Below are 20,144 nucleotides of genomic sequence, written 5' to 3' on the forward strand. Positions count from 1 at the left end.
AACCTAAAATAAAAAGGCAATAAACCCTTTATATCAGTTTTCGAGTTACCAACGGTAACCCTCAAACTGAACGGTATTCATCCCCCACTTATAGAAGATGGGGGAATTCTACCGAACAGATGTTAAATCGATTTTAACAGTGCTTCTTTTTGACTGTTATAAACCCAGTTCCAAAATTGATCATTCGAAGCATTTTCTTCCCCAATATTTAAATACATCTCTGTTTGCGCTGCATCGAAGTTCTCGTCTTCTTTTGGTGGAAGTGATTCGCGTTGTTTCATCACATACGATTGAAGTTCAGGCGCTCTTGGTCCCCACTGTCCAATTACTTCTCCTTCTTCAGATAGGAAAATGTAGATTGGAATGGCTCTACCACCATTCGTTAAATATTGATCCATTAACTCGATGTTTTCGTCACGAAGGACACATCGTACTTCAATCTCTGCTTTTTCAGCGATTTTTCTCAGTACTGCATTGTTGATCATCGCATCTCCACACCAATCTTCTGTAATCACTAAGACATGTGGATTTGCTGCTTTTAATTTATTGAAAAATTCTTCGTCATTCGGCAATTCAAAACCGTTGTAAACTCGGTATGAGTTATCTTGTAACGTCGACATTTCATCCATATACTGTGCAATGGGTGTCCCCGTTTCAAAATATTGTTGCTCTTTTTTCATGTGGATTCCTCCTCGCATATTATTGCTCCATTGTATCAAATTACCATACCATTTACTATTTCGCTACTTCCTATTATAGTTGAATTCATGTACACTAAATCAGTTATCAAAATTAGAAGGGGTATGATTTTATCCAAAAAACGCTATTAAAAAGTTATAATTTTCTTTTCTTCGGCTTACTTGCCCTTTTCATACCCTTCTTACCTGTCTTTATGAAGGCTCAAGGTATTTCAGAAACTCAAGTAGGGCTAATCATAAGTGCTGGTGGATTAGTAACAATCATCGCCCAACCTCTTTGGGGAATGATTAGTGACCGCTTCAAAACCGTTCGTAAGGTCATCTTAATTCTTGTGTTCTTCACAACAATTAGTGGCTTCTTCCTTTACCAAATGTCGACATTCACCACGATTATTCTACTCACATTAATCGTCTACGCATTTTTAATGCCTTTAGATCCTTTAACGGAATCATTAAGTTTCACAACTTCTGAAACTTTAAAAATCACATATGGTTCGGTGAGAACTTACGGTGCGCTTGGCTATGCTGTCTTATCATTGGTCGTTGGTTACGTGATGAACTGGTTTGGAATGACAAGTATATCTTATTTATTCGGGTTACTTGGTGTCATTTGCTTCTTCATCGTCTTTTTCATGAAGGATGTACCGACAAGCCCTGTTCCTGTAACGATTAACGGGTTGAAAAAGGTGTTAGCAAATCGTGAAATGCAGTTGTTTCTACTATTAATATTCATCGCTTCTATCCCTGCTCGAATGAATGATACTTTCTTAGGTATTCATATCGGCACTTTACACGGGGATACAAAGTTAGTCGGCATAGCTTTTTTCATTTCCGCTTCAAGTGAAATTGTTATTTTTGCACTTAGTTTCTGGTGGTTGAAAAAAGGTCGCGAGCTTCAATTAATAACAATTGCGATTTTCTTCTATGCGATTCGTTTCTTACTTTCTGGATTCGTTGAGCATCCATATGCTTTAATCGCAGTTCAAATCTTGCAAATGGTGACATTCCCTATTTTCTACACGGCTGCCATTCAATATTTATATCAGATTGTTCCAAGAGAATGGCGTGCTACTGGTCAAACATTATTAGCATTATTATTCTTCGGAATCTCTGGAATCATCTCTGCCGCAGTAGGTGGTTATGTGTACAACACATTTGGCGGGCATTTCTTCTATTATATGCTTGCTTCTATTTCAGGAATTGCCTTTTTATATGGGCTAGTGCTTCTTTCACGACAGAAGCGACTTGGTTAGGGTTTAGACCTAGTAGTGCGTTTGAGAATAGAAAAGGTCTACTCAATCGTTTTCCTTCATTACATTGTAGTGAGGGTCATTCGTTGAGTAGACCTGTTTTTAATTTCTTTAGTGTTGTGGAGAAGGCTAGGGTTAGCGTTGTTTCGAGATTTGTGAAAGGCTTTCTTCTCGAGATTAGAGTGGTCTCAAGTTTTGAATGATAGGCTTTCTTCTCGGGATTAGCGTGGTCTAGCTTTCTTCTCGGGTTTTGGTGTCTAGTTCCAAACGCTCGTTCATATACTTTGGGATACTTCAGGTTTTCGGACGAAAGTGATGGAGCGTTTACTTTCGTTTCAAACCTTGCAGTACCCTCGTATATGAACGAGCGTTTTTCACTTTTCGTTTTTACTTTCGTTTCGTTTTCTGCAGTGCTCTCGAGATAAACGAGCCACCTGCGCTTTTCTATCGGTGTCTAGCAAATTCACGCTATATGCTAGGGGATACTTCAGGTTTTCGGGAGAAAGTGGTGGAGCTTTTACTTTCTCTTCAAACCTTCCAGTACCCTCGCATATGGGCGAGCGTGATTTGCTTTTCTTTCTCTGTCTAGCTCCAAACGCTATATGCTTTCAGCTCTTCAAATTCTCGGGGAAAAGTGGTGGGGCTTTTACTTTTCCTTCGAATTCTCCAGATCTTCCGCATATGATCGAGCGTTTTGCGCTTTTCTATTTGTGTTCCCAATAGTCGTCCATTGCGTGGTCTAGGTATACCCAGCCTTTCCAGCCGATGTGTAGTGTGTCAGTTAGGAAGTATGGGTCGTTTTCGTGTTGCGTGAAGTCGACGAATGGTACGCCTTCTTGTTCTAATACGGTGTTCATTTTATCGTAGTATGCGTCGCGGCGTTCTTGGTCAAATTCTGCGTAGTCATACCACTTGGCGTTTAGTGGGATCGAGACGAATAGTGGTTTTGCGCCAACTGATTTGAATGCGTCCATCACTAATTTAAGATCGCCATACTCTGGTGAATCCGTATATTCTTCGTCTTTTTTATAGCCTTTTAATTCGTCTAGCTTTGGTTCGATTTTCTTGTGGTAGTACTTTTCAGTAATACCGAACTCATTATTTACGCGTGCTTCTCCGTATTGTTCTGCTGCTGCGATTTGCTCGTCCATCGTTTTACCGCGGACTAATGAATCGTCAGCTTTCAAATTACGTGGTTCGCGTCCAATAAATAGTGAGTAGTATAAATCTTTTTTGTATTGTAAATCTCTCGTTAGTTTACCAACAACTTTTGCTGCTCTACCGATGATTTTGTATTCTTTGTGATCTGATAATTCGTACTCATACATTGATCGTAAAATTGGATCTCTTTTTACCGTGTCAAATTGAAGTAATCTCTCCATACCTTTTTTCTGAAGATCTCTGTCGATCCCTTTGTTAAAGGCTAAATCATATGCTTGTAGCATCGAGTAGTTTGGAGAGAAGTGGAATTCATCCATACCTTCTTTTACAAACCATTGTGGCGAGATGATAAAGACAACTTTCTTACCTTTTAAATTCTTCTCTTGTTCCACAATGTTTAAATAGTGGGTAATACTTTGAGTGCCCCCACGTCCTACTAAATACGTGCTGTAAGGTGTATCCGCAGCTTTCGTATAGTTGTAAGGGTGGAATGGGTCAAAGCGTACTAATTCTGACGATCCGAAAATAGGCATTATATTTTTCTCGTGTAACATACGAGATTGCATATAACTTCCTTGATAAACAAGTGGATTCATTTCGGTTTTAGCCGTTTCCACTTGTTCATCCGAAATCCATTTTTCTAATATTTTATTCGGGAAGAATAAGAATACTAGAAAGAGTACTACCGCGACTAACAGCGGTATAAACGTTATTTTCTTCATGCAAGTTCAGCAAGCTTCTCTGCAATGTTATTAGGTGTGTTCCACTCTTCACGGTTGAATACTGTAATCGGTACGTTAATATCTAATTGATCTTCGAAAGCAACTAGTAAGTTGATTGTTCCGAATGAATCTAATAATCCTTCTTCAAATAAATCTAAATCATGTTCTTCTAATACTACGTCATCCTCACAGATGTCCGCTAAAATTTGAAATACTTTTTCTTTATTCATAATATAAAATCTCCCTTATTGTTTAAAATAGTGCTCCTGAGAAAATATAGAAGCCGAAACATACGAAGTTAAATGTAATGAAAATACTAATCGCATGTGTGAATTTATTGTCTTTCCAGAATTTCGTTTTCTTATTCCAACGTTCGAACTTGTCGAAGCATATAATGAGGAACGCGTGATACAAGCCATACACAACGAAGTGCAGCGCAAGTCCGTGCCAAACACCCATCAATAGGAATAATAAGAAGTAACCGATGTAAGAAATTACGTAACGGTTTTTAATCCATTTTTTCTTCATCATCCAGAATACGAAACGCATATATACGTAGTCGCGGAACCAGAATGATAAACTCATGTGCCAACGATCCCAGAAATCTTTAATATTACGACTGATGAATGGTAAGTTAAAGTTTTTAGGTGTACGAATGCCCATGATGTAACTCACACCTAATGCGAAACAACTGTATCCAGCGAAATCGAAGAATAGGTATAAGCTGTAAATATACATATATGCAATATGGCCTTCTAAACCATTTAAAACATCATATGTGCGGTTCGGTAAAAACACTAAAATTTTATTATAAAGTAAAAATGCCAAAATGAACTTATAGAAGAAACCTAAGAAAATACTGTTGATCCCTTTTAATAAAAGCTCACGGTATTCATCTTTTGTTGGCACTGTTTGGAAATCTTTATCGAATCGTTTCCAACGGTCAATTGGCCCTGAAGAAACTGTCGGGAAGAATAGTAAGAAGTAAATTAACTCCGAAATCGGAACTTGCTTCTTCTTCATCATGCCGTCGCGTGTTTCCATAATTAGCTGCACTGCTTTGAAAGTGATATATGAAATACCTAAGAATCCAAAAATGTGAAGATTAAAGAACGGCAGAACTTTCACTAATACAAGTGGAAGGATTGCTAATAATACTGCGATTATGAAAACCTGCGTATTATTTTTAGTCATTCGATAAGTATGATAGCCTTTAATTAATAACACTTGGAATAGCGTGAATAATAATATGGAAATAGCAGACTTCCAATTGACGGTGAAGTCTTTCATATCAAGACCAAAGATCAATGCTAATACAATAATTGAAATAAGCATATTGTATTTACGCGCTGATTTACCTAGTAGTCCCAATATGATTGTCGGTATAAATAAAATACCGATGATTAAAAAGAATAAAAAATCACTATATGGAATCATTGTACTAATTCAACCGCCAATCTTTTGCGATCAACTTTACCATTCATATTAAGCGGTAATTCATCTAAATACATGAACTTTTTAGGAACCATATAATTTGGAATAAGTTGTAATAATTGCGTCTTAAGGTGTTTCGTCATTTTAAACGGTTTTTCCGTTAATTCGTCCTTCAATACGATGCAAGCAGTCAATGATACGACTTCTTCACCATCTTTGACTGGGTGAACGATACATGAACGAACTTCAGGTAATATCTCAATTTGTTTTTCGATTTCTTCAATCTCCATACGGTAACCGTGAAGTTTGATTTGGAAATCTGAACGACCTGCATAAAAAATATAGCCGTCTTTTACATAACCAAGATCGCCCGCTTTATAAATGCGTTCGCCATTGTGAAGTTTGAAAACTTTCGCACTCTGTTCTTCAGCGTACATATAACCTTCTGTACTTACTGTTGGTCCAAAGATTACTAATTCCCCTTTTTCACCTTCAGCGACAGGATTCAATTCGTCACTTAAAATTCTTAGCGCAGTTGAATCTGCTTTTGCGATTGGCAATTGCTCATACTTCGCTAACATTTCAGATGTTACATCTACAGCTGTTACTGCAACTGTTGTTTCAGTAGGGCCGTATAAATTAATTACTTTCGCTTTAGGGAAACGGACTTTCAATTCTGTTGCCACTTGATGCGGTAGTACTTCTCCACAGAATAAAAATGTATTCAACTGCGGAAGTTGTTTTTCATTCCATTCAGGATTCATCAAACAAATTTTTGCAAATGACGGAGTTGACGTCCAGACTGCAATCGGTGATTGACCCAATTCCTCAAATAATAATGAAGCATTCTCAATTTGTTTTTTTGTAATTGCCTGTAATTCTCTACCGCCAGTTAAAGCTGGGTATAAATCCATTACAGATAGATCGAAGGAATACGGTGCTTGATTTAAATAAACACCATCTGGAAGTGAGCATTCTTCATCTAACCAATCTACGAAATGACCTAAATTTGATTCAGAAATTTGTACGCCTTTTGGTTTTCCTGTACTACCTGATGTGTAGATAATATAAAATACTTGATCTCCACGAACCCATGTAGCTGGTTCTTCCTCTGCGCCATTTCCTTCTGAAATCAGCATACTAGCTGTTTTCGATGGGATAGCTGTTTGAATCTCAAACTGTTCTGTAGTGATAATAAATGAGGATTTTGATGCCTCGATAATATGTGCAATTCGCTCATCTGGAATTGAAATATCAAGAGGAATATATGGATGACCTGCCTTTACTGCTCCTAAAAACGATACAATTTGCAGTGGCGACATATGTCCGTAAATCGCGATTGGGCTTTTTCTGGGTAGTTTCATTGCTTTAATAGCCGCTGCTACCTCGTTTGATTGCTGCCAAAGTTCGCCATAAGAAATTGATTTCCCATCAGATCTATATGCGATTTTCTCTGGACTCGCTGCTGCCATTTGTGCAATTTGCTGCAGCACTTTCATAGTATGCACTTCCTTTCTTTAAAACTCTGTGTATATAAACGGTCCTGCGCTCATATCATGAAAACCATAAATTAGAACGAGTAAAACCAAAATGCTGAAGTAAAACATCGTTCTTCCAATTGAGCGTAAGCTATTATTTTCCTTTAGCTTTTCCATTCTTTCGCCCCTTTCTATCATTATTCTAACGATTCACACGCCATAAAGTTTCATTTTCTTTTGCAATTATAACATTTGTTACACCAATATAAAGTTTATATTACAAAACGATCAATTCCAATTGGTTAAAAGTCACAAACCGAAACCAATACTTTATACCTATTCTAGTTCAATAGTTTTACTAAAAAGTAAAAAACCATCCATAGCGACTAAACTATGGACGGTTTTTTAGCATTCAAACTATCTTTTGTTCATTTCATCAATTAATAGTTTATTAACCATTTGAGGATTTGCTTGCCCACGAGAAGCTTTCATAATTTGACCAACTAGGAAACCGATTGCGCGGTCTTTCCCGTTTTTGAAGTCTTCGATTGATTGTGCGTTATTGTCTAATACTTCTGTAACCATCGCAAGTAATGCGCCTTCGTCAGAAATTTGTACTAAACCTTTAGCTTTTACAATTTCTTCCGCTTTACCACCATTTTCAACTAACTCTTTGAAAACTTTCTTAGCGATTTTAGAAGAAATTGTATCAGAAGAAATCAATTTGATCATACCAGCTAAACCTTCAGGTGTAAGAGCTGTATCTTCTAATTCTTTTTGTTCAGCGTTTAGGTAAGCATTCACTTCACCCATTAACCAGTTAGAAGCAAGTTTTGCATCTGCTCCTTCAGCAACTGTTGCTTCAAAGAAATCAGCTGATTCTTTTGATAATGTTAATACATGTGCATCATAAGCCGGTAAGCCCATTTCTGCTACATAACGTGCTTTACGAGCATCCGGTAATTCAGGAATCATCGCTTTTTCACGTTCTAACCAAGCGTCATCAATTACGATGTCTACTAAGTCAGGTTCTGGGAAGTAACGGTAATCATCCGTTCCTTCTTTCACACGCATTAATAATGTTTTACCTGTTTTCTCATCAAAACGACGAGTTTCTTGCTTAATTTCGCCACCAGCATTTAATACTGCTGCTTGACGTTTTTCTTCATACTCAATACCTTTACGAACAAAGTTGAATGAGTTTAAGTTTTTAAGCTCTGTACGCGTACCGAATTCATCTCTACCGTAAGGACGGATTGAGATATTCGCATCACAACGTAATGAACCTTCTTCCATACGTACGTCAGAAACGCCTGTGTATTGGATGATTGCTTTTAGTTTTTCAAGGTATGCGTAAGCTTCTTCAGCACTACGAATATCTGGCTCAGATACGATCTCAACTAATGGCGTACCTTGACGGTTGTAATCGACTAATGATGCGTTAGCACCGTGCGTTAATTTACCAGCATCTTCTTCCATGTGGATACGTGTAATACCGATACGTTTTTTCTCGCCGCCAACTTCGATTTCAATCCAGCCGTTTTCGCCGATTGGCTGATCAAATTGTGAAATTTGGTAAGCTTTCGGATTATCTGGGTAGAAGTAGTTTTTACGGTCGAATTTAGTATGTTGGTTAATATCCATGTTTAGTGCAAGTGCAGCGCGCATAGCATAGTTAACCACTTCTTTGTTTACTACTGGTAAAACACCTGGGTAACCAAGGTCAATTACAGAAGTATTCGTATTCGGTTCAGAACCGAATTTATTTGGAGAAGGTGAGAAGATTTTAGAGTTAGTTTTTAATTCAACGTGTACTTCTAAACCAACGACAGTTTCAAAGTTTGTCATATTATTTTACCTCCCAAGTTTGAGGTGTTTTTGTGTGGAAGTCTGTCGCTTTTTCAAACGCATCTGCCACGCGGTAAATTGTACCTTCAGCGAAGTAGTTACCGATGATTTGTAAACCTACAGGAAGATCTGCATCAAAACCACATGGGATTGAGATTGCTGGAACACCTGCTAAGTTAATTGGAACAGTTAAAATATCGTTCGCGTAAACTGTCATTGGATCTTCTAAGTTTTCGCCAAGTTTGAATGCAGTAGTTGGTGTTGTTGGGCCAACGATTACATCATAGTTTTTGAATACTTCATCGAAATCTTGTTTGATTAGTGTACGAACTTGTTGTGCTTTTTTGTAGTAAGCATCGTAAGTACCAGCTGATAATGAATACGTACCAAGCATAATACGACGTTTTACTTCATCCCCGAAACCTTGCGCACGAGTTTGTAAGTAAAGGTCTTCTAAGTTATCTGCTTCAGCACGGAAACCGTAACGGATCCCATCGAAACGTGATAAATTTGAAGAAGCTTCTGATGAAGAAAGGATATAGTATGCTGCTAAAGCGTATTTAGAGTGAGGTAATGATACTTCATCTACTGTTGCTCCAAGTTCTTTCAGCTTGTCAATTGCAGCTTGAACTTGTGCGCGAACACCTTCAGAAACACCTTCTGCTAAATATTCTTTTGGAACAGCTACTTTAAGACCTTTAATATCGCCAGTTAATTGCTCTGCGAAATTAGGTACTTCAACATTTGCTGAAGTTGAGTCATTTGCATCTACACCTGAAATTGCTTCAAGTAATAAAGCATTGTCGCGAACATTACGTGTGATTGGTCCAACTTGATCTAGAGAAGAAGCGAATGCTACTAATCCAAAACGAGATACACGACCGTATGTAGGTTTCATCCCTACAACGCCACAGTAAGCTGCTGGTTGGCGGATTGAACCACCAGTATCTGAACCTAATGTGAATGGTACTTCGCCTGCTGCTACTGCTGCAGCTGAACCACCTGAAGATCCACCTGGTACATGGTTGAAGTTCCATGGATTGTGAACAGGTTTAATGCTTGAATTTTCATTCGCAGAACCCATTGCAAACTCATCCATATTTACTTTCCCAACTGTAACCATACCTGCAGCACGTAGTTTTTGAACTACTGTTGCATCGTAGATTGGGTTAAATCCTTCTAAAATTTTTGAAGCACAAGTCGTTTCTAGTCCTTCAGTTACGATATTATCCTTCACTCCGATAGGTAAACCAAATAATGGTCCACGTTCTTCGAAAGGTACTTGATCCATCTCAGCTGCTTGAGCTGTTGCTGCTTCTTTGTTAAGTGCTAAAAATGCACCAACTTCGCCATCAAGTGCTTCGATACGATCAAAAGCTTCTGCTGTTAAGTCTGCAATTGTTACTTCTTTGTTTTTAAGAAGTTCTTGCATCTCCGCAGATGTATGTTTAAACAATGACATCCGAATAGTTCCTCCTTGAATTTAATTTATTCAGCCATGATAGGTGGTACTTTAACAAGTCCATCTTGCTGATCTTTAACGTTTTTCATCATTAAATCACGTGATAAACCTTCTGCTGCTACATCTTCACGAAGTACATTCACTAATGGTAGAACGTGTGTTGTCGGTTCTACATTCGTTGTGTCTAATTCGTTCAGTTGTGCCGCAAAATCAGTAATCGCACCAAGTTGACCTGCGAATTTCTCTGCTTCTTCTTCCGTAATTGCAAGACGAGCTAATTTCGCAACGTGTTTTACTTCTTCTACTGAAAGTTTTGCCATTTTCTACACCTCCAAATTCGATAACCATACCTATGATAATATCATTTTTCCGTTGGTCAAGGCAAGGTACTTTTACTTAGTGAAGTGCTTTCAACCTCTTGAAAATAAAGGGTTTTTTTAAAGTTTTTAGTTTCTTCACAATTATTCAGTCATTTTCGCACCATTTAAAAATAAAAAAAGAGGCCACAAATGCGTGACCTCTCCATAACTTCGCTTAATCATTATACAAGTGAATAAATGTTTCTGCTGCACCGCTCTCTTTAACAATTAAAGCTTCCGGTCCATCGACAGAAGTAATGCTCACTTCTACAGCTAAGTCTTTCGGGAATTGTTTGACTACTTCTGTTGCAGTGTATTGTGTGAATCCTGTAATTTCAGAAGAACCATAGAATTTAATCGGAATTTGAATTTTCAATGATTGTACCTTATCTTGCGTGTAATAGCCGGTACCGATTATATTAGCTGAATTCGTAAAGTAATTATTAATATTATCTTTGAACACTTTGAAATTATCATTTACTTCACGATATTGATCTGATGGATTGTTCATCGGGAATAATAAGTACTCTTCGTTAATATTTTTCCAATCAGCGATAGAGGATTTCCCTTCACCAACTTGTGTAAATGTTTCATACGTACCAGGTACGATTGCTCCACGAGGTGATTGTTTAAACAAACCAACTGTAATTGGAACATTCGCTAACCCTTCCATACTTCTCATTCGTTTCACAACTTTTTCGGCAATCTTCTTACCTTCTTCCATTAACTTCGCATCATTAATCGGTTCTTCATATGTAGCCCCGAAATCTTCTTTTTGGTAGTAATAAACAGAGTTTAATGCTAAACCAATTGATACGCCTGATAATTTCACTGAATTTTTGCCAGATTGCGTTAAGTAGTTTTGTTCTACGATGTGAGCTAAATAAACAGGTGCTTCTTTGGCTCTTTTAGTAGGCGAAAGTCCTTTGTCGCTAGGATTCAAACCTTTTGGATCTTGATTTTTACGCGCTAACCACGAAGATACTGTATCTTTATCTAAGTACTGCCCTTCTTGGAAAAAGTACTTATCAGGATCGAATGACTTTTGAGAGATTCGATTCAAACCAAGTTCCGCTTCTTTAATATCATAACTCGAATGAATATTCGACACGATTAAACCACGGCTCGCGCTTTTTTTGTATGGCAATAAAGTACGGTAATATTGACCATCCGTTTTTGTATTCGGAATAATGGTAGACGATTCTTCTCCGCCTTTTTGCGTTACGACTTCTTTATTATCTTTTGATAGTGGATTTGTACATCCTGCCAACAGTGTTGCTGCAAGCACTGCTGGAATCCAGCGACGCATTTTCATCATTAAAGGACTCCTTTACTTTGCTAATTCTTCTACAAGGCGTATTTCATTCCATACTTCAATACCGAGCTGTTCTGCTTTTGTAAGCTTCGAACCTGCATCCTCACCTGCTACAACTAAATCCGTCTTCTTACTAACACTTCCTGTAACTTTACCACCTAGCGCTTCAATTTTCTCTTGCGCTTCAGTGCGTGTAAGTTGTGAAAGCTTACCGGTTAGCACGATTACTTTGCCGTTGAAGACACTTTCAATGCTCTCTGTATTTACTTTCTTACCAGTATAATATAAATTGACGTTCAAGTGACGTAAACGTTCGATTAATTCTCGAACTTCTTCGTTTTCAAAATAAGTAATCACCGACTCGGCCATCTTGTCACCAATTTCAAAGATTGTCACAAGTTGCTCTTTTGATGCTTCCATTAAAGCGTCCATCGATTCGAACTCTTCTGCAAGTATTTTCGCTGCTTTCGCGCCTACATGACGAATGCCTAGTCCAAACAGTAGTCTTTCCAATGAATTCGTTTTTGAAGCTTCAATCGCATCTAATAAATTTTGTGCAGACTTCTCGCCCATACGCTCCAACTGAATCAGCTTTTCAAATTCTAAAGTGTATAAGTCAGAAATATCCTCCACTAATTTTTCACGAAGTAACTGCTCAACAACTCGCTCACCTAATCCATCGATATTCATCGCATTACGAGATACGAAATGTGACATACCTTCCGCGATTTGAGCGAAGCATTTCGGATTGCGACATCTTAAAGCGACTTCACCTTCAAGTCGTATTAATTCGCTATCACAAGCTGGGCAGTGCGTAGGCATTTCAAACGGCTCTAATCCTTCAGGTCTTTGATCAAACAACACTTGCTTCACTTCTGGAATAATATCGCCTGCTTTTCGAATAATGACCGCATCACCAATTCGAATATCTTTCTCTCGGATTATGTCTTCATTATGCAAAGTAGCACGTTGTACGGTCGTTCCAGCAACTTGCACCGGTTCTAAAATCGCAGTTGGTGTTACGACACCAGTTCGTCCTACAGTTAAATCCACATCTAAAACTTTCGTCACTACTTCTTCAGCTGGGAATTTATACGCGATTGACCAACGTGGTGCTTTCACTGTACTGCCTAATTCCTGCTGTTGATCATAGCGATCGACTTTAATGACGATACCATCAATTTCATATGACAGATTCGGTCTTTCTTCTGTCCATCTTTCGATATAAGCCCATACTTCTTTAATCGTTTTACAGTTTTGACGTTCATGATTCGTTTGGAATCCGAGCTTGTCCATATAAGCTAATGCTTCACTATGACTTGATAGTCCATAAGATTCGCCGCTACCACCTACCGCATAGATGAAAGTAGCTAAATTTCTACTCGCCGCAATTTTCGGATCGAGTTGGCGCAGTGAACCCGCAGCCGCATTACGCGGATTCGCAAATAACTCTTCCCCACGCTCTGCTCGCGCTTTATTCAAATCAGTAAATGATTTCTTCGGCATATAACATTCCCCGCGCGCTTCAATCGAAATAGGTTCTGCTAAACGAAGCGGGATAGAATGTACGGTTTTTAAGTTCTCCGTAATATCCTCACCAGTCGTTCCGTCACCACGCGTTGCGCCCGTTTTGAATAAACCATTTTCATAAATTAACGAAATCGCTAATCCATCAATTTTCAATTCACATACATAGCTAAATTTGTCGCCAATCATATTACGGATTCGATCATCAAAAGCTTGTAAATCCGCTTCATTAAAAGCATTTCCAAGACTAAGCATCGGGTAGCGGTGTTCGATTTTTTGGAATCCTTTTAAAATCTCTCCGCCCACTCTTTGCGTTGGTGAATCTGGATAAATCAAATCTGGATGTTGTTCTTCAATTGCGATTAACTCATGAAGCATTTGGTCATAAATTGCATCCGATACGACTGGTTGATCCAAAACGTAATAGGCATGACCATATTCTTTTAATAATTTGTTGTATTCTGCTACTTTTTCTTCTAATTGAAGTTGATCCATTATTTCACCATACTCTCTTTATACTTTATCGATTGGTGCGAATTTCGCTAATAATCGTTTAATACCTGTAGGGGTTGGGAATGCAATATCAAGTTCCATCGCTTCTCCCTCACCACGCACACTAACAACTGTTCCAACGCCCCATTTTTTATGAGATGCTTTATCGCCAGCTGCCCAAGTCATTTTGTCGCCACCAGACTCTTTGTAATTCGAAGTCGTTTTCAAGTTTGGACCTGTTGTCGTTTTACGGAAGCCTGAAGCTGCACGTCTTGGAGCTGTTGAAGATGATGAACTGCCACCAAATGATGACGATTGAGATGCGATTTCTTCTAAGATTTCTGAATCGATTTCTTGAATGAAGCGAGATGGACTGTTGAAACTACTACGACCAAATAATGTACGAGTTTGCGCACACGAGATGAATAACTGTTCTTCAGCACGCGTAATCCCTACATACGCAAGGCGGCGTTCTTCTTCCATTTCATCATTATCATTGACTGAACGTGAGTGAGGGAAAATATTTTCCTCCATACCGATGATGAAGACAACTGGGAACTCTAGACCTTTCGCCGAGTGCATTGTCATTAATACAATACCCGCTCCCTTGTCTTTTTCTTCCTCATCCTTACCTAAAGTATCGATATCCGCAATCAATGCTAAGTCCGTTAAGAAAGCGACTAATGTCTTATCTTCACTTTGCGCTTCGAACGCTTTCGTTACAGATAAAAACTCATCGATATTTTCTAAACGACTTTGAGCTTCAATTGTTTTTTCTAGTTTCAGCATTTCACGGTAGCCTGATTTTTCAAGAATTTCTTCTACTAATTCAGTTACCGACATATATTCTTGCATTTGCGTAAGATTTTTGATCATCGCATGGAAATGGATTGTCGCATTCGTCGCTTTACCAGGTAAGCCCATGAAATCAACTTCTGCAAGTGCATCAAAAATTGAGCGATCTGCTTCAAGTGCATTCACCGCAATTCGGTCAAATGACGTTGCACCGATTCCACGTTTCGGCTCATTAATAATACGTGCCAATGATAGATCATCATCATTGTTTGCGATAAGGCGTAAGTAAGCAAGTAAGTCTTTGATTTCTTTACGATCATAGAATTTCGTGCCGCCGACAATCGTATAATCCATATTTGATTTAACGAGCATTTCCTCCATCACACGCGATTGAGCATTCGTGCGGTAAAGAATAGCGAAATCTTCTGCTTTACGGTTTTTGTATAGCATTTGTTCTTGAATCGTCTTCACAACAAATTGCGCTTCCGCCTTCTCATTGTATGCACGATAAACCGAGATTTTCTCTCCATCTTGATTATCTGTACGTAACTCTTTCGGGAAACGACTTGAGTTATTTTTGATGACCGCATTAGCAGCTTGTAAAATCGTCTTCGTCGAGCGATAGTTTTGTTCTAACATAATCGTTTTGGCAGTTGGATAGTCTTTTGAGAAAGAAAGGATGTTTTGAATATCCGCTCCACGCCAACGATAAATCGATTGATCCGAATCACCAACAACACAAATATTTTCGTGATTTTTCGCAAGAAGTTTCACTAAAGTGTATTGTGTATGGTTCGTATCTTGATATTCATCCACATGAATATATTGAAAGCGATCTTGATAATATTCAAGTACTTCTGGCACTTCTTTGAAGAGACGAATCGTAATCATAATCAAATCATCAAAGTCCAATGATTGGTTTTTACGTAGTCTATGTTGATAGTTCTCATAAACTTTTAAAATCGTTTGTTCATGTGGATTATTACTGCTCACTTGCTTGCTATAATCATCTACCGAAACGCCTTCGTTCTTAGCTGAACTAATCGCATTCAATAACATGCGCGGATCATTTTGTTTCGGATCAATATTCAATTCTTTTAAGGCATTCTTAATAACTGACAGCTGATCTGTCGTATCTAAAATTGAAAAGTTCTTATTGTAACCAATTCGATCGATATCTCTTCTTAAAATTCGCACGCACATTGAGTGGAATGTCGAAACCCACATTCGGTCGCCCGTACCATTTCCTAAAATTGCATCGATACGATTTCTCATCTCACGCGCGGCTTTATTCGTAAATGTAATCGCTAAAATATTTGATGGTTTAATCGCTTTTTGGATGACTAAGTAAGCAATTCTATGTGTTAATACGCGTGTTTTCCCTGAACCTGCTCCTGCCATAATTAGCAATGGTCCTTCTGTTGCTTGCACAGCTTCTGCTTGCTGTGGATTCATACCTCTTAATAAGTTATTCGTTAATTGATTCATATCGCACCGTCCCTTACAAACATTTGTTCTTAAATTATATCGTAACCTTCACTGCTTTAACAGTTTTTAAGGCATTTTTTAGATCATCATAAATAATATTCCCTACTACAATTGTATCCGCGTATTGCGCCATTTCCTCCGCTTGTTCTAGTGTCGTAATACCTCCACCATAAAACAATTGCGTGTGATTTAACTCTTGCGCAATATCCTTCACCAATTCCGGCGAACCATACATGCCACTATACTCTACATATAAAATTGGCAGTTTAAAATAATGCTCCACCATACGTGCGTATGCAATCACTTCTTCATGCGTTAAGTCCGCTTGTGCAGCTGTCAATTTCGCCGCTTTACAATCTGGGTTCAATATAATATACCCTTCTGCTACAAGTTCATCCCAATGCATGAAATCTCCATATGCAGTAATGGCCTCATGATGTAAATCCTTGACCCATCTCGTATCCGTACTATTTAAAACGGTTGGAATGAAAAAATAATCAAACCCGGGTGTGACTGATTCAATCGTAGAAACCTCTAGTATAACAGGAACAGAATATCTACGTACACGAGCAAGTAAATCTAATACGCCGTCTGACGTTACATCATCAGATCCTCCCACTAGAATACCATCCGTACCCGATTCACAAATCATTTCTAAATGTTCCTCTGAAATTAACTTCGCAGGATCTAATTTAAACATATGTTGCCAATTTTCAAATTCCATACCGCTCCACCTATCTCTAAATTATCTTCTTCTCATAGTATATAAAAAATTCTACTCAACTACTAACTATACAACAGAAAAAGTGCCCCCGAGTAATAATCACTCAAAGACACTATTATTTAAAAAAATTTATTTGCGACCTGCGTCAAATGGTTGTTCTTCTGGATAAAGTCTACCTAACATTTCATCATATGTGTCGTTACCATAATCAAAGCAACGGCGTACACGTGAAATAGTAGCTGTTGAAGCACCCGTTTCATTTTTAATTGTTTCGTATGTTTTTTTCAAACGTAGTAAATGAGCTACTTCAAAACGTTGTGCTAATGATTGAATTTCACTCATCGTACATAAGTCATCAAAGAATTTATAACATTCATCTAAGTCTTTTAGTTCTAAAACGGCCTTAAATAATTGATCTGTTTGATGGCCTTTAATTTTTTCGATCTGCATGGATTATGAATCCTCCTTCCAAAGGTTCTATAAAAATTGAGATTGTGTTCATATACTCTTATTTTAGCACCAGTATGAAGAAGAAAAAAGTATTAATACTTTTATTCTGTAAATCGTTAAAGTGTTTAGCGCATTACTGAAGGGAAAAGAACGCGATTTTTCATAACATCATAAATCCCTCGTTGTGTTACGCGAATATATGGCAGATGCGTTGATTGTAAAAACAGTAATGTATAGATCGCATCACCATGCTTAAATCCTCGCTCTTTCAACGCTGCTTTTAATTTTTTCTCTTGCTCAATTACGACTTCCACAGGTTCGCTCGATACATTGGCACCGATTTGAAGTGGAATGGAAGCTACAACCTCATCATTCTCAACAAGTACGACTGCTCCACGCGTTTTCTTCATCTCATTGAATGCTTGATGCATCGCTTTGACGTTTTTACCGATTAAAATAATATCGCCTGTGCAAGAATACGAAGTGGCTAAACCTTCAACTGAAGTCGCAAAACCTTTGATCAATGTGTTCACACGCCATTTACCGTGACGGTCAACTAACATTAAGTAACATTCATCATGGTCATTCGTTAAGAAGCCCTCACTCGTATGAAGATTCGTACTGTAAAGTTTCGTGATGACGTCATTCTCCATCTGAATACCAAACGGCGTAGAGAATTGGAAATCTTCATCTGTTAAGTCCACATCCACTTCTAACTCTGCGAATGGTCCCCAATCGATTGGCTCCATGTCATGAACTTTTTGATTGTCCTTCTTCAGCCAAACACCTTTTGATAATACATCTACAGGTGTTGGATGGAACTCATCTTGCAAAAAGTTTAATGATGCAAAGCGACCTGTCGCGATGACACCATGAATATGTGTAAGATCATAGTAATTCGCTACATTGTATGAAGCCATTTGGTAGGCTTGAATCGGTGGTACACCTGCATCAAGTGCGACTTGAATACATTTATCCATCATGCCATCTTCATAAAATGTTGGTGTAGCGCCATCCGTCGTCATCATTAGATGGTCGAAAATATCTAATTCACGCTCGACAATTTCCTTCAATAAAATCGGTAAGTCTGGACGAATTGATGAATGACGTAATGTAACCGCATAGCCATGTAAAATACGATTCTCTACTTCATCTACTGTCATCGCCTCATGATCACCATCAGCACCGAATAATTTCAATTTCGCTAAAGTGCGTGAAGATGCGCCAGGCAGATGCGTTTCGATTTTTTTATGATGCGCGCGTGATGCTTGCAGCCAATAAAGCATTTGATCATCGCCAGCAAGAAGTCTTGGCCAACCTGTTAGTTCCCCGCCCATTAAAACATCTTGGCGAGCCCCCCACTCCATTAAAGAAGCAGAAGTAAATAAATTATGTTCGTGAATTAATTCGGATTGTGAATCGAATCTCATCCACCAGTAAAAGTGGAATGGTCGCTCTTTTAATTGATCCATAATATTGAATGAATCTGTATTTTGCAATGCTAAAAATAACATCAGATTATCTGAAATAAATGAAGTCGTACCCGTTTGCCCTGCGTAGTCAGCAAGCGTCAAAGGGTTGTAAAGTTGGTATGGATGGACATGCGGCTCTACATAACCAGGGACAATCGTTTTCCCCGATGCATCAAAAACCTCTGTTCCTTCCATTTTAGGTGGCATTTTAGGGCCAGCATAAACAATGCGATCCTCTAAAATCCAAATATTACCCTCAATCCATTTTTTATAAATGCTGTGCAAATAGCGAGCATTCGTAATCACCATTGAAGGAGATTTCTTTCCATCAATGACATCAATTTGTTTGCGTATTTCATGAATTTTCCAATTCGGATGCTTCATTACTAACATCTCCTCCTATATCTCTGTTGCATTAAAAAATGATGATTAATGAATACAACGCATGAATGTTAATATCCTATCATAATAGTCGGATAGTAGACAGTCCAAACAAGCATTGTACAAAAAATTGTTGAAAATTAAATTATTTTCTACTTTACGCATTACCTATTTTAAAGGTAATTTTTTGAAAACGCTATCATAAACCCCCGAAATGAGGAAAGAAATATTATTCTGTGCGAATATTCCTCATTTTCAAAAGATGACAGATATTCCCTCCAACTCATTTATGTTGAACAAATATCTTGATGACTTAAAGTGTTTTGAAATACCATCTCATTGCATTTTCATATAAAATTCTTTCAACTGCTTTTCCATCAAAGATTTGGCGGATTATTTCAATATCACATCTATGGAACGGTCGTTTAGCACGCGTCGAAGGCAAATCAGTTCCAAACATAAGTGCTTGAGGATTCACTTCATAGATCGACTTCAATGCATTTTCAACATTCAAATCAACACGGCCAAAACCAGTCGCCTTCACGTGAACACCACGATCTACCAATTTCAATAGATGTGGCAGCCCTTCTTCTGAAAGGCCGAGATGATCGACTGACACAGCCGGAAGCTTCTCAATAATGGATGCGATGTCGGGTAATTCCTTCGAATCGATGTACAACTCACTATGCCACCCTGCAAGTTCATGAACTCTTCTCGCAAAATAATCCAATTTGGATAAATCTTCAGAGCCGCCTCTTTTTATATTAAATCGTAGTGCCTTCACGCCAACTTCATTCAATTTCAAAATTTCTTCATTAGACGTATCAAATGGTAGCTGTGTTACGCCACAGTAAGCCGGACCAAGTTCACTCAATGCATTAATCAAATACTGTTGATCGAAGCCTTGGAAAGACCCTGATACGATTGCTCCGCCTTTAATATGTAGTCCGAGCGTATCTTTTCGATAATCTTCTGTTCCGTAACTTGGCGGCGTATACCCCTGATTTTCGATAATCGGATAATTAAAATCTATAATATGAAAATGTGCATCAAAAATTCTCATCACAATCACTCCTTATAAATTTTTA

17 protein-coding genes are annotated in these 20,144 nt (G+C 38.2%); 1 reads left to right on the forward strand and 16 read right to left on the reverse strand.

Going from position 1 to position 20,144, the window contains the following annotated elements; all coding sequences use genetic code 11:
• Window positions 1-122: 122 nt before the first annotated feature.
• Window positions 123-680, reverse strand: coding sequence for a thioredoxin family protein (locus tag DF281_RS10980; protein ID WP_109350310.1), 558 nt, complete (start codon window positions 678-680; stop codon window positions 123-125).
• Window positions 681-811: 131 nt separating this feature from the next.
• Here DF281_RS10980 and DF281_RS10985 point away from each other — a divergent pair, with 131 nt between their 5' ends.
• Window positions 812-1,951 carry an MFS transporter gene (locus DF281_RS10985; RefSeq protein WP_109350311.1) on the forward strand — a complete coding sequence of 380 codons (1,140 nt, stop codon included), beginning with the start codon at window positions 812-814 and terminating at the stop codon, window positions 1,949-1,951.
• Window positions 1,952-2,652: 701 nt separating this feature from the next.
• Here DF281_RS10985 and dltD read toward each other — a convergent pair.
• The 15 genes from dltD to DF281_RS11060 all read right to left on the reverse strand — a co-directional run bounded on the left by dltD (window position 2,653) and on the right by DF281_RS11060 (window position 20,119).
• Window positions 2,653-3,831 carry a D-alanyl-lipoteichoic acid biosynthesis protein DltD gene (gene dltD, locus DF281_RS10990; RefSeq protein WP_109350312.1) on the reverse strand — a complete coding sequence of 393 codons (1,179 nt, stop codon included), beginning with the start codon at window positions 3,829-3,831 and terminating at the stop codon, window positions 2,653-2,655.
• Window positions 3,828-4,061, reverse strand: a complete 234-nt coding sequence (dltC, locus tag DF281_RS10995; protein WP_109350313.1) for a D-alanine--poly(phosphoribitol) ligase subunit DltC — start codon at window positions 4,059-4,061, stop codon at window positions 3,828-3,830. Before dltC ends, dltD begins: the two co-directional genes overlap by 4 nt.
• A 22-nt stretch (window positions 4,062-4,083) precedes the next feature.
• On the reverse strand, window positions 4,084-5,268 hold the full coding sequence (gene dltB, locus DF281_RS11000; protein WP_109350314.1) for a D-alanyl-lipoteichoic acid biosynthesis protein DltB: 1,185 nt from the start codon (window positions 5,266-5,268) through the stop codon (window positions 4,084-4,086).
• Window positions 5,265-6,764, reverse strand: a complete 1,500-nt coding sequence (dltA, locus tag DF281_RS11005; protein WP_109350315.1) for a D-alanine--poly(phosphoribitol) ligase subunit DltA — start codon at window positions 6,762-6,764, stop codon at window positions 5,265-5,267. The genes dltB and dltA overlap by 4 nt, the downstream gene beginning before the upstream one ends.
• A gap of 18 nt (window positions 6,765-6,782) precedes the next feature.
• The gene (locus DF281_RS11010; RefSeq protein ID WP_307725171.1) at window positions 6,783-6,941 is read right to left on the reverse strand and encodes a teichoic acid D-Ala incorporation-associated protein DltX; all 159 of its coding nucleotides are present in this window, start codon (window positions 6,939-6,941) and stop codon (window positions 6,783-6,785) included.
• A 219-nt stretch (window positions 6,942-7,160) separates the two neighbouring features.
• A complete protein-coding gene (gene gatB, locus DF281_RS11015) occupies window positions 7,161-8,591 on the reverse strand; it encodes an Asp-tRNA(Asn)/Glu-tRNA(Gln) amidotransferase subunit GatB (RefSeq protein WP_109350317.1) in 1,431 nt (476 codons plus the stop codon).
• Between the two features lies 1 nt (window position 8,592).
• Window positions 8,593-10,053 (reverse strand): Asp-tRNA(Asn)/Glu-tRNA(Gln) amidotransferase subunit GatA, encoded by a 1,461-nt coding sequence (gene gatA, locus DF281_RS11020; protein ID WP_109350318.1) that lies wholly within the window; start codon window positions 10,051-10,053, stop codon window positions 8,593-8,595.
• A gap of 26 nt (window positions 10,054-10,079) precedes the next feature.
• Window positions 10,080-10,373, reverse strand: coding sequence for an Asp-tRNA(Asn)/Glu-tRNA(Gln) amidotransferase subunit GatC (gatC, locus tag DF281_RS11025; RefSeq protein WP_109350319.1), 294 nt, complete (start codon window positions 10,371-10,373; stop codon window positions 10,080-10,082).
• A 214-nt stretch (window positions 10,374-10,587) separates the two neighbouring features.
• Window positions 10,588-11,730: a CamS family sex pheromone protein gene (locus tag DF281_RS11030; protein WP_307725172.1), complete on the reverse strand. Its 1,143-nt coding sequence runs from the start codon at window positions 11,728-11,730 to the stop codon at window positions 10,588-10,590.
• 12 nt (window positions 11,731-11,742) lie between these two features.
• Window positions 11,743-13,749, reverse strand: a complete 2,007-nt coding sequence (ligA, locus tag DF281_RS11035; RefSeq protein WP_109350320.1) for an NAD-dependent DNA ligase LigA — start codon at window positions 13,747-13,749, stop codon at window positions 11,743-11,745.
• Between the two features lie 18 nt (window positions 13,750-13,767).
• Window positions 13,768-16,029 carry a DNA helicase PcrA gene (gene pcrA / locus DF281_RS11040; protein WP_109350321.1) on the reverse strand — a complete coding sequence of 754 codons (2,262 nt, stop codon included), beginning with the start codon at window positions 16,027-16,029 and terminating at the stop codon, window positions 13,768-13,770.
• 34 nt (window positions 16,030-16,063) lie between these two features.
• Complete coding sequence (pcrB, locus tag DF281_RS11045; protein WP_109350322.1) at window positions 16,064-16,753, reverse strand: heptaprenylglyceryl phosphate synthase; 690 nt, start codon at window positions 16,751-16,753, stop codon at window positions 16,064-16,066.
• A 129-nt stretch (window positions 16,754-16,882) separates the two neighbouring features.
• A complete protein-coding gene (locus DF281_RS11050) occupies window positions 16,883-17,203 on the reverse strand; it encodes a YerC/YecD family TrpR-related protein (RefSeq protein ID WP_109350323.1) in 321 nt (106 codons plus the stop codon).
• Window positions 17,204-17,328: 125 nt separating this feature from the next.
• On the reverse strand, window positions 17,329-19,059 hold the full coding sequence (locus DF281_RS11055; protein WP_109350324.1) for an adenine deaminase C-terminal domain-containing protein: 1,731 nt from the start codon (window positions 19,057-19,059) through the stop codon (window positions 17,329-17,331).
• 310 nt (window positions 19,060-19,369) lie between these two features.
• The gene (locus tag DF281_RS11060) at window positions 19,370-20,119 is read right to left on the reverse strand and encodes an amidohydrolase family protein (RefSeq protein ID WP_109350325.1); all 750 of its coding nucleotides are present in this window, start codon (window positions 20,117-20,119) and stop codon (window positions 19,370-19,372) included.
• Window positions 20,120-20,144 lie beyond the last annotated feature (25 nt).

It is taken from the genome of Kurthia zopfii (assembly GCF_003143955.1).
Taxonomy (GTDB): domain Bacteria; phylum Bacillota; class Bacilli; order Bacillales_A; family Planococcaceae; genus Kurthia; species Kurthia zopfii.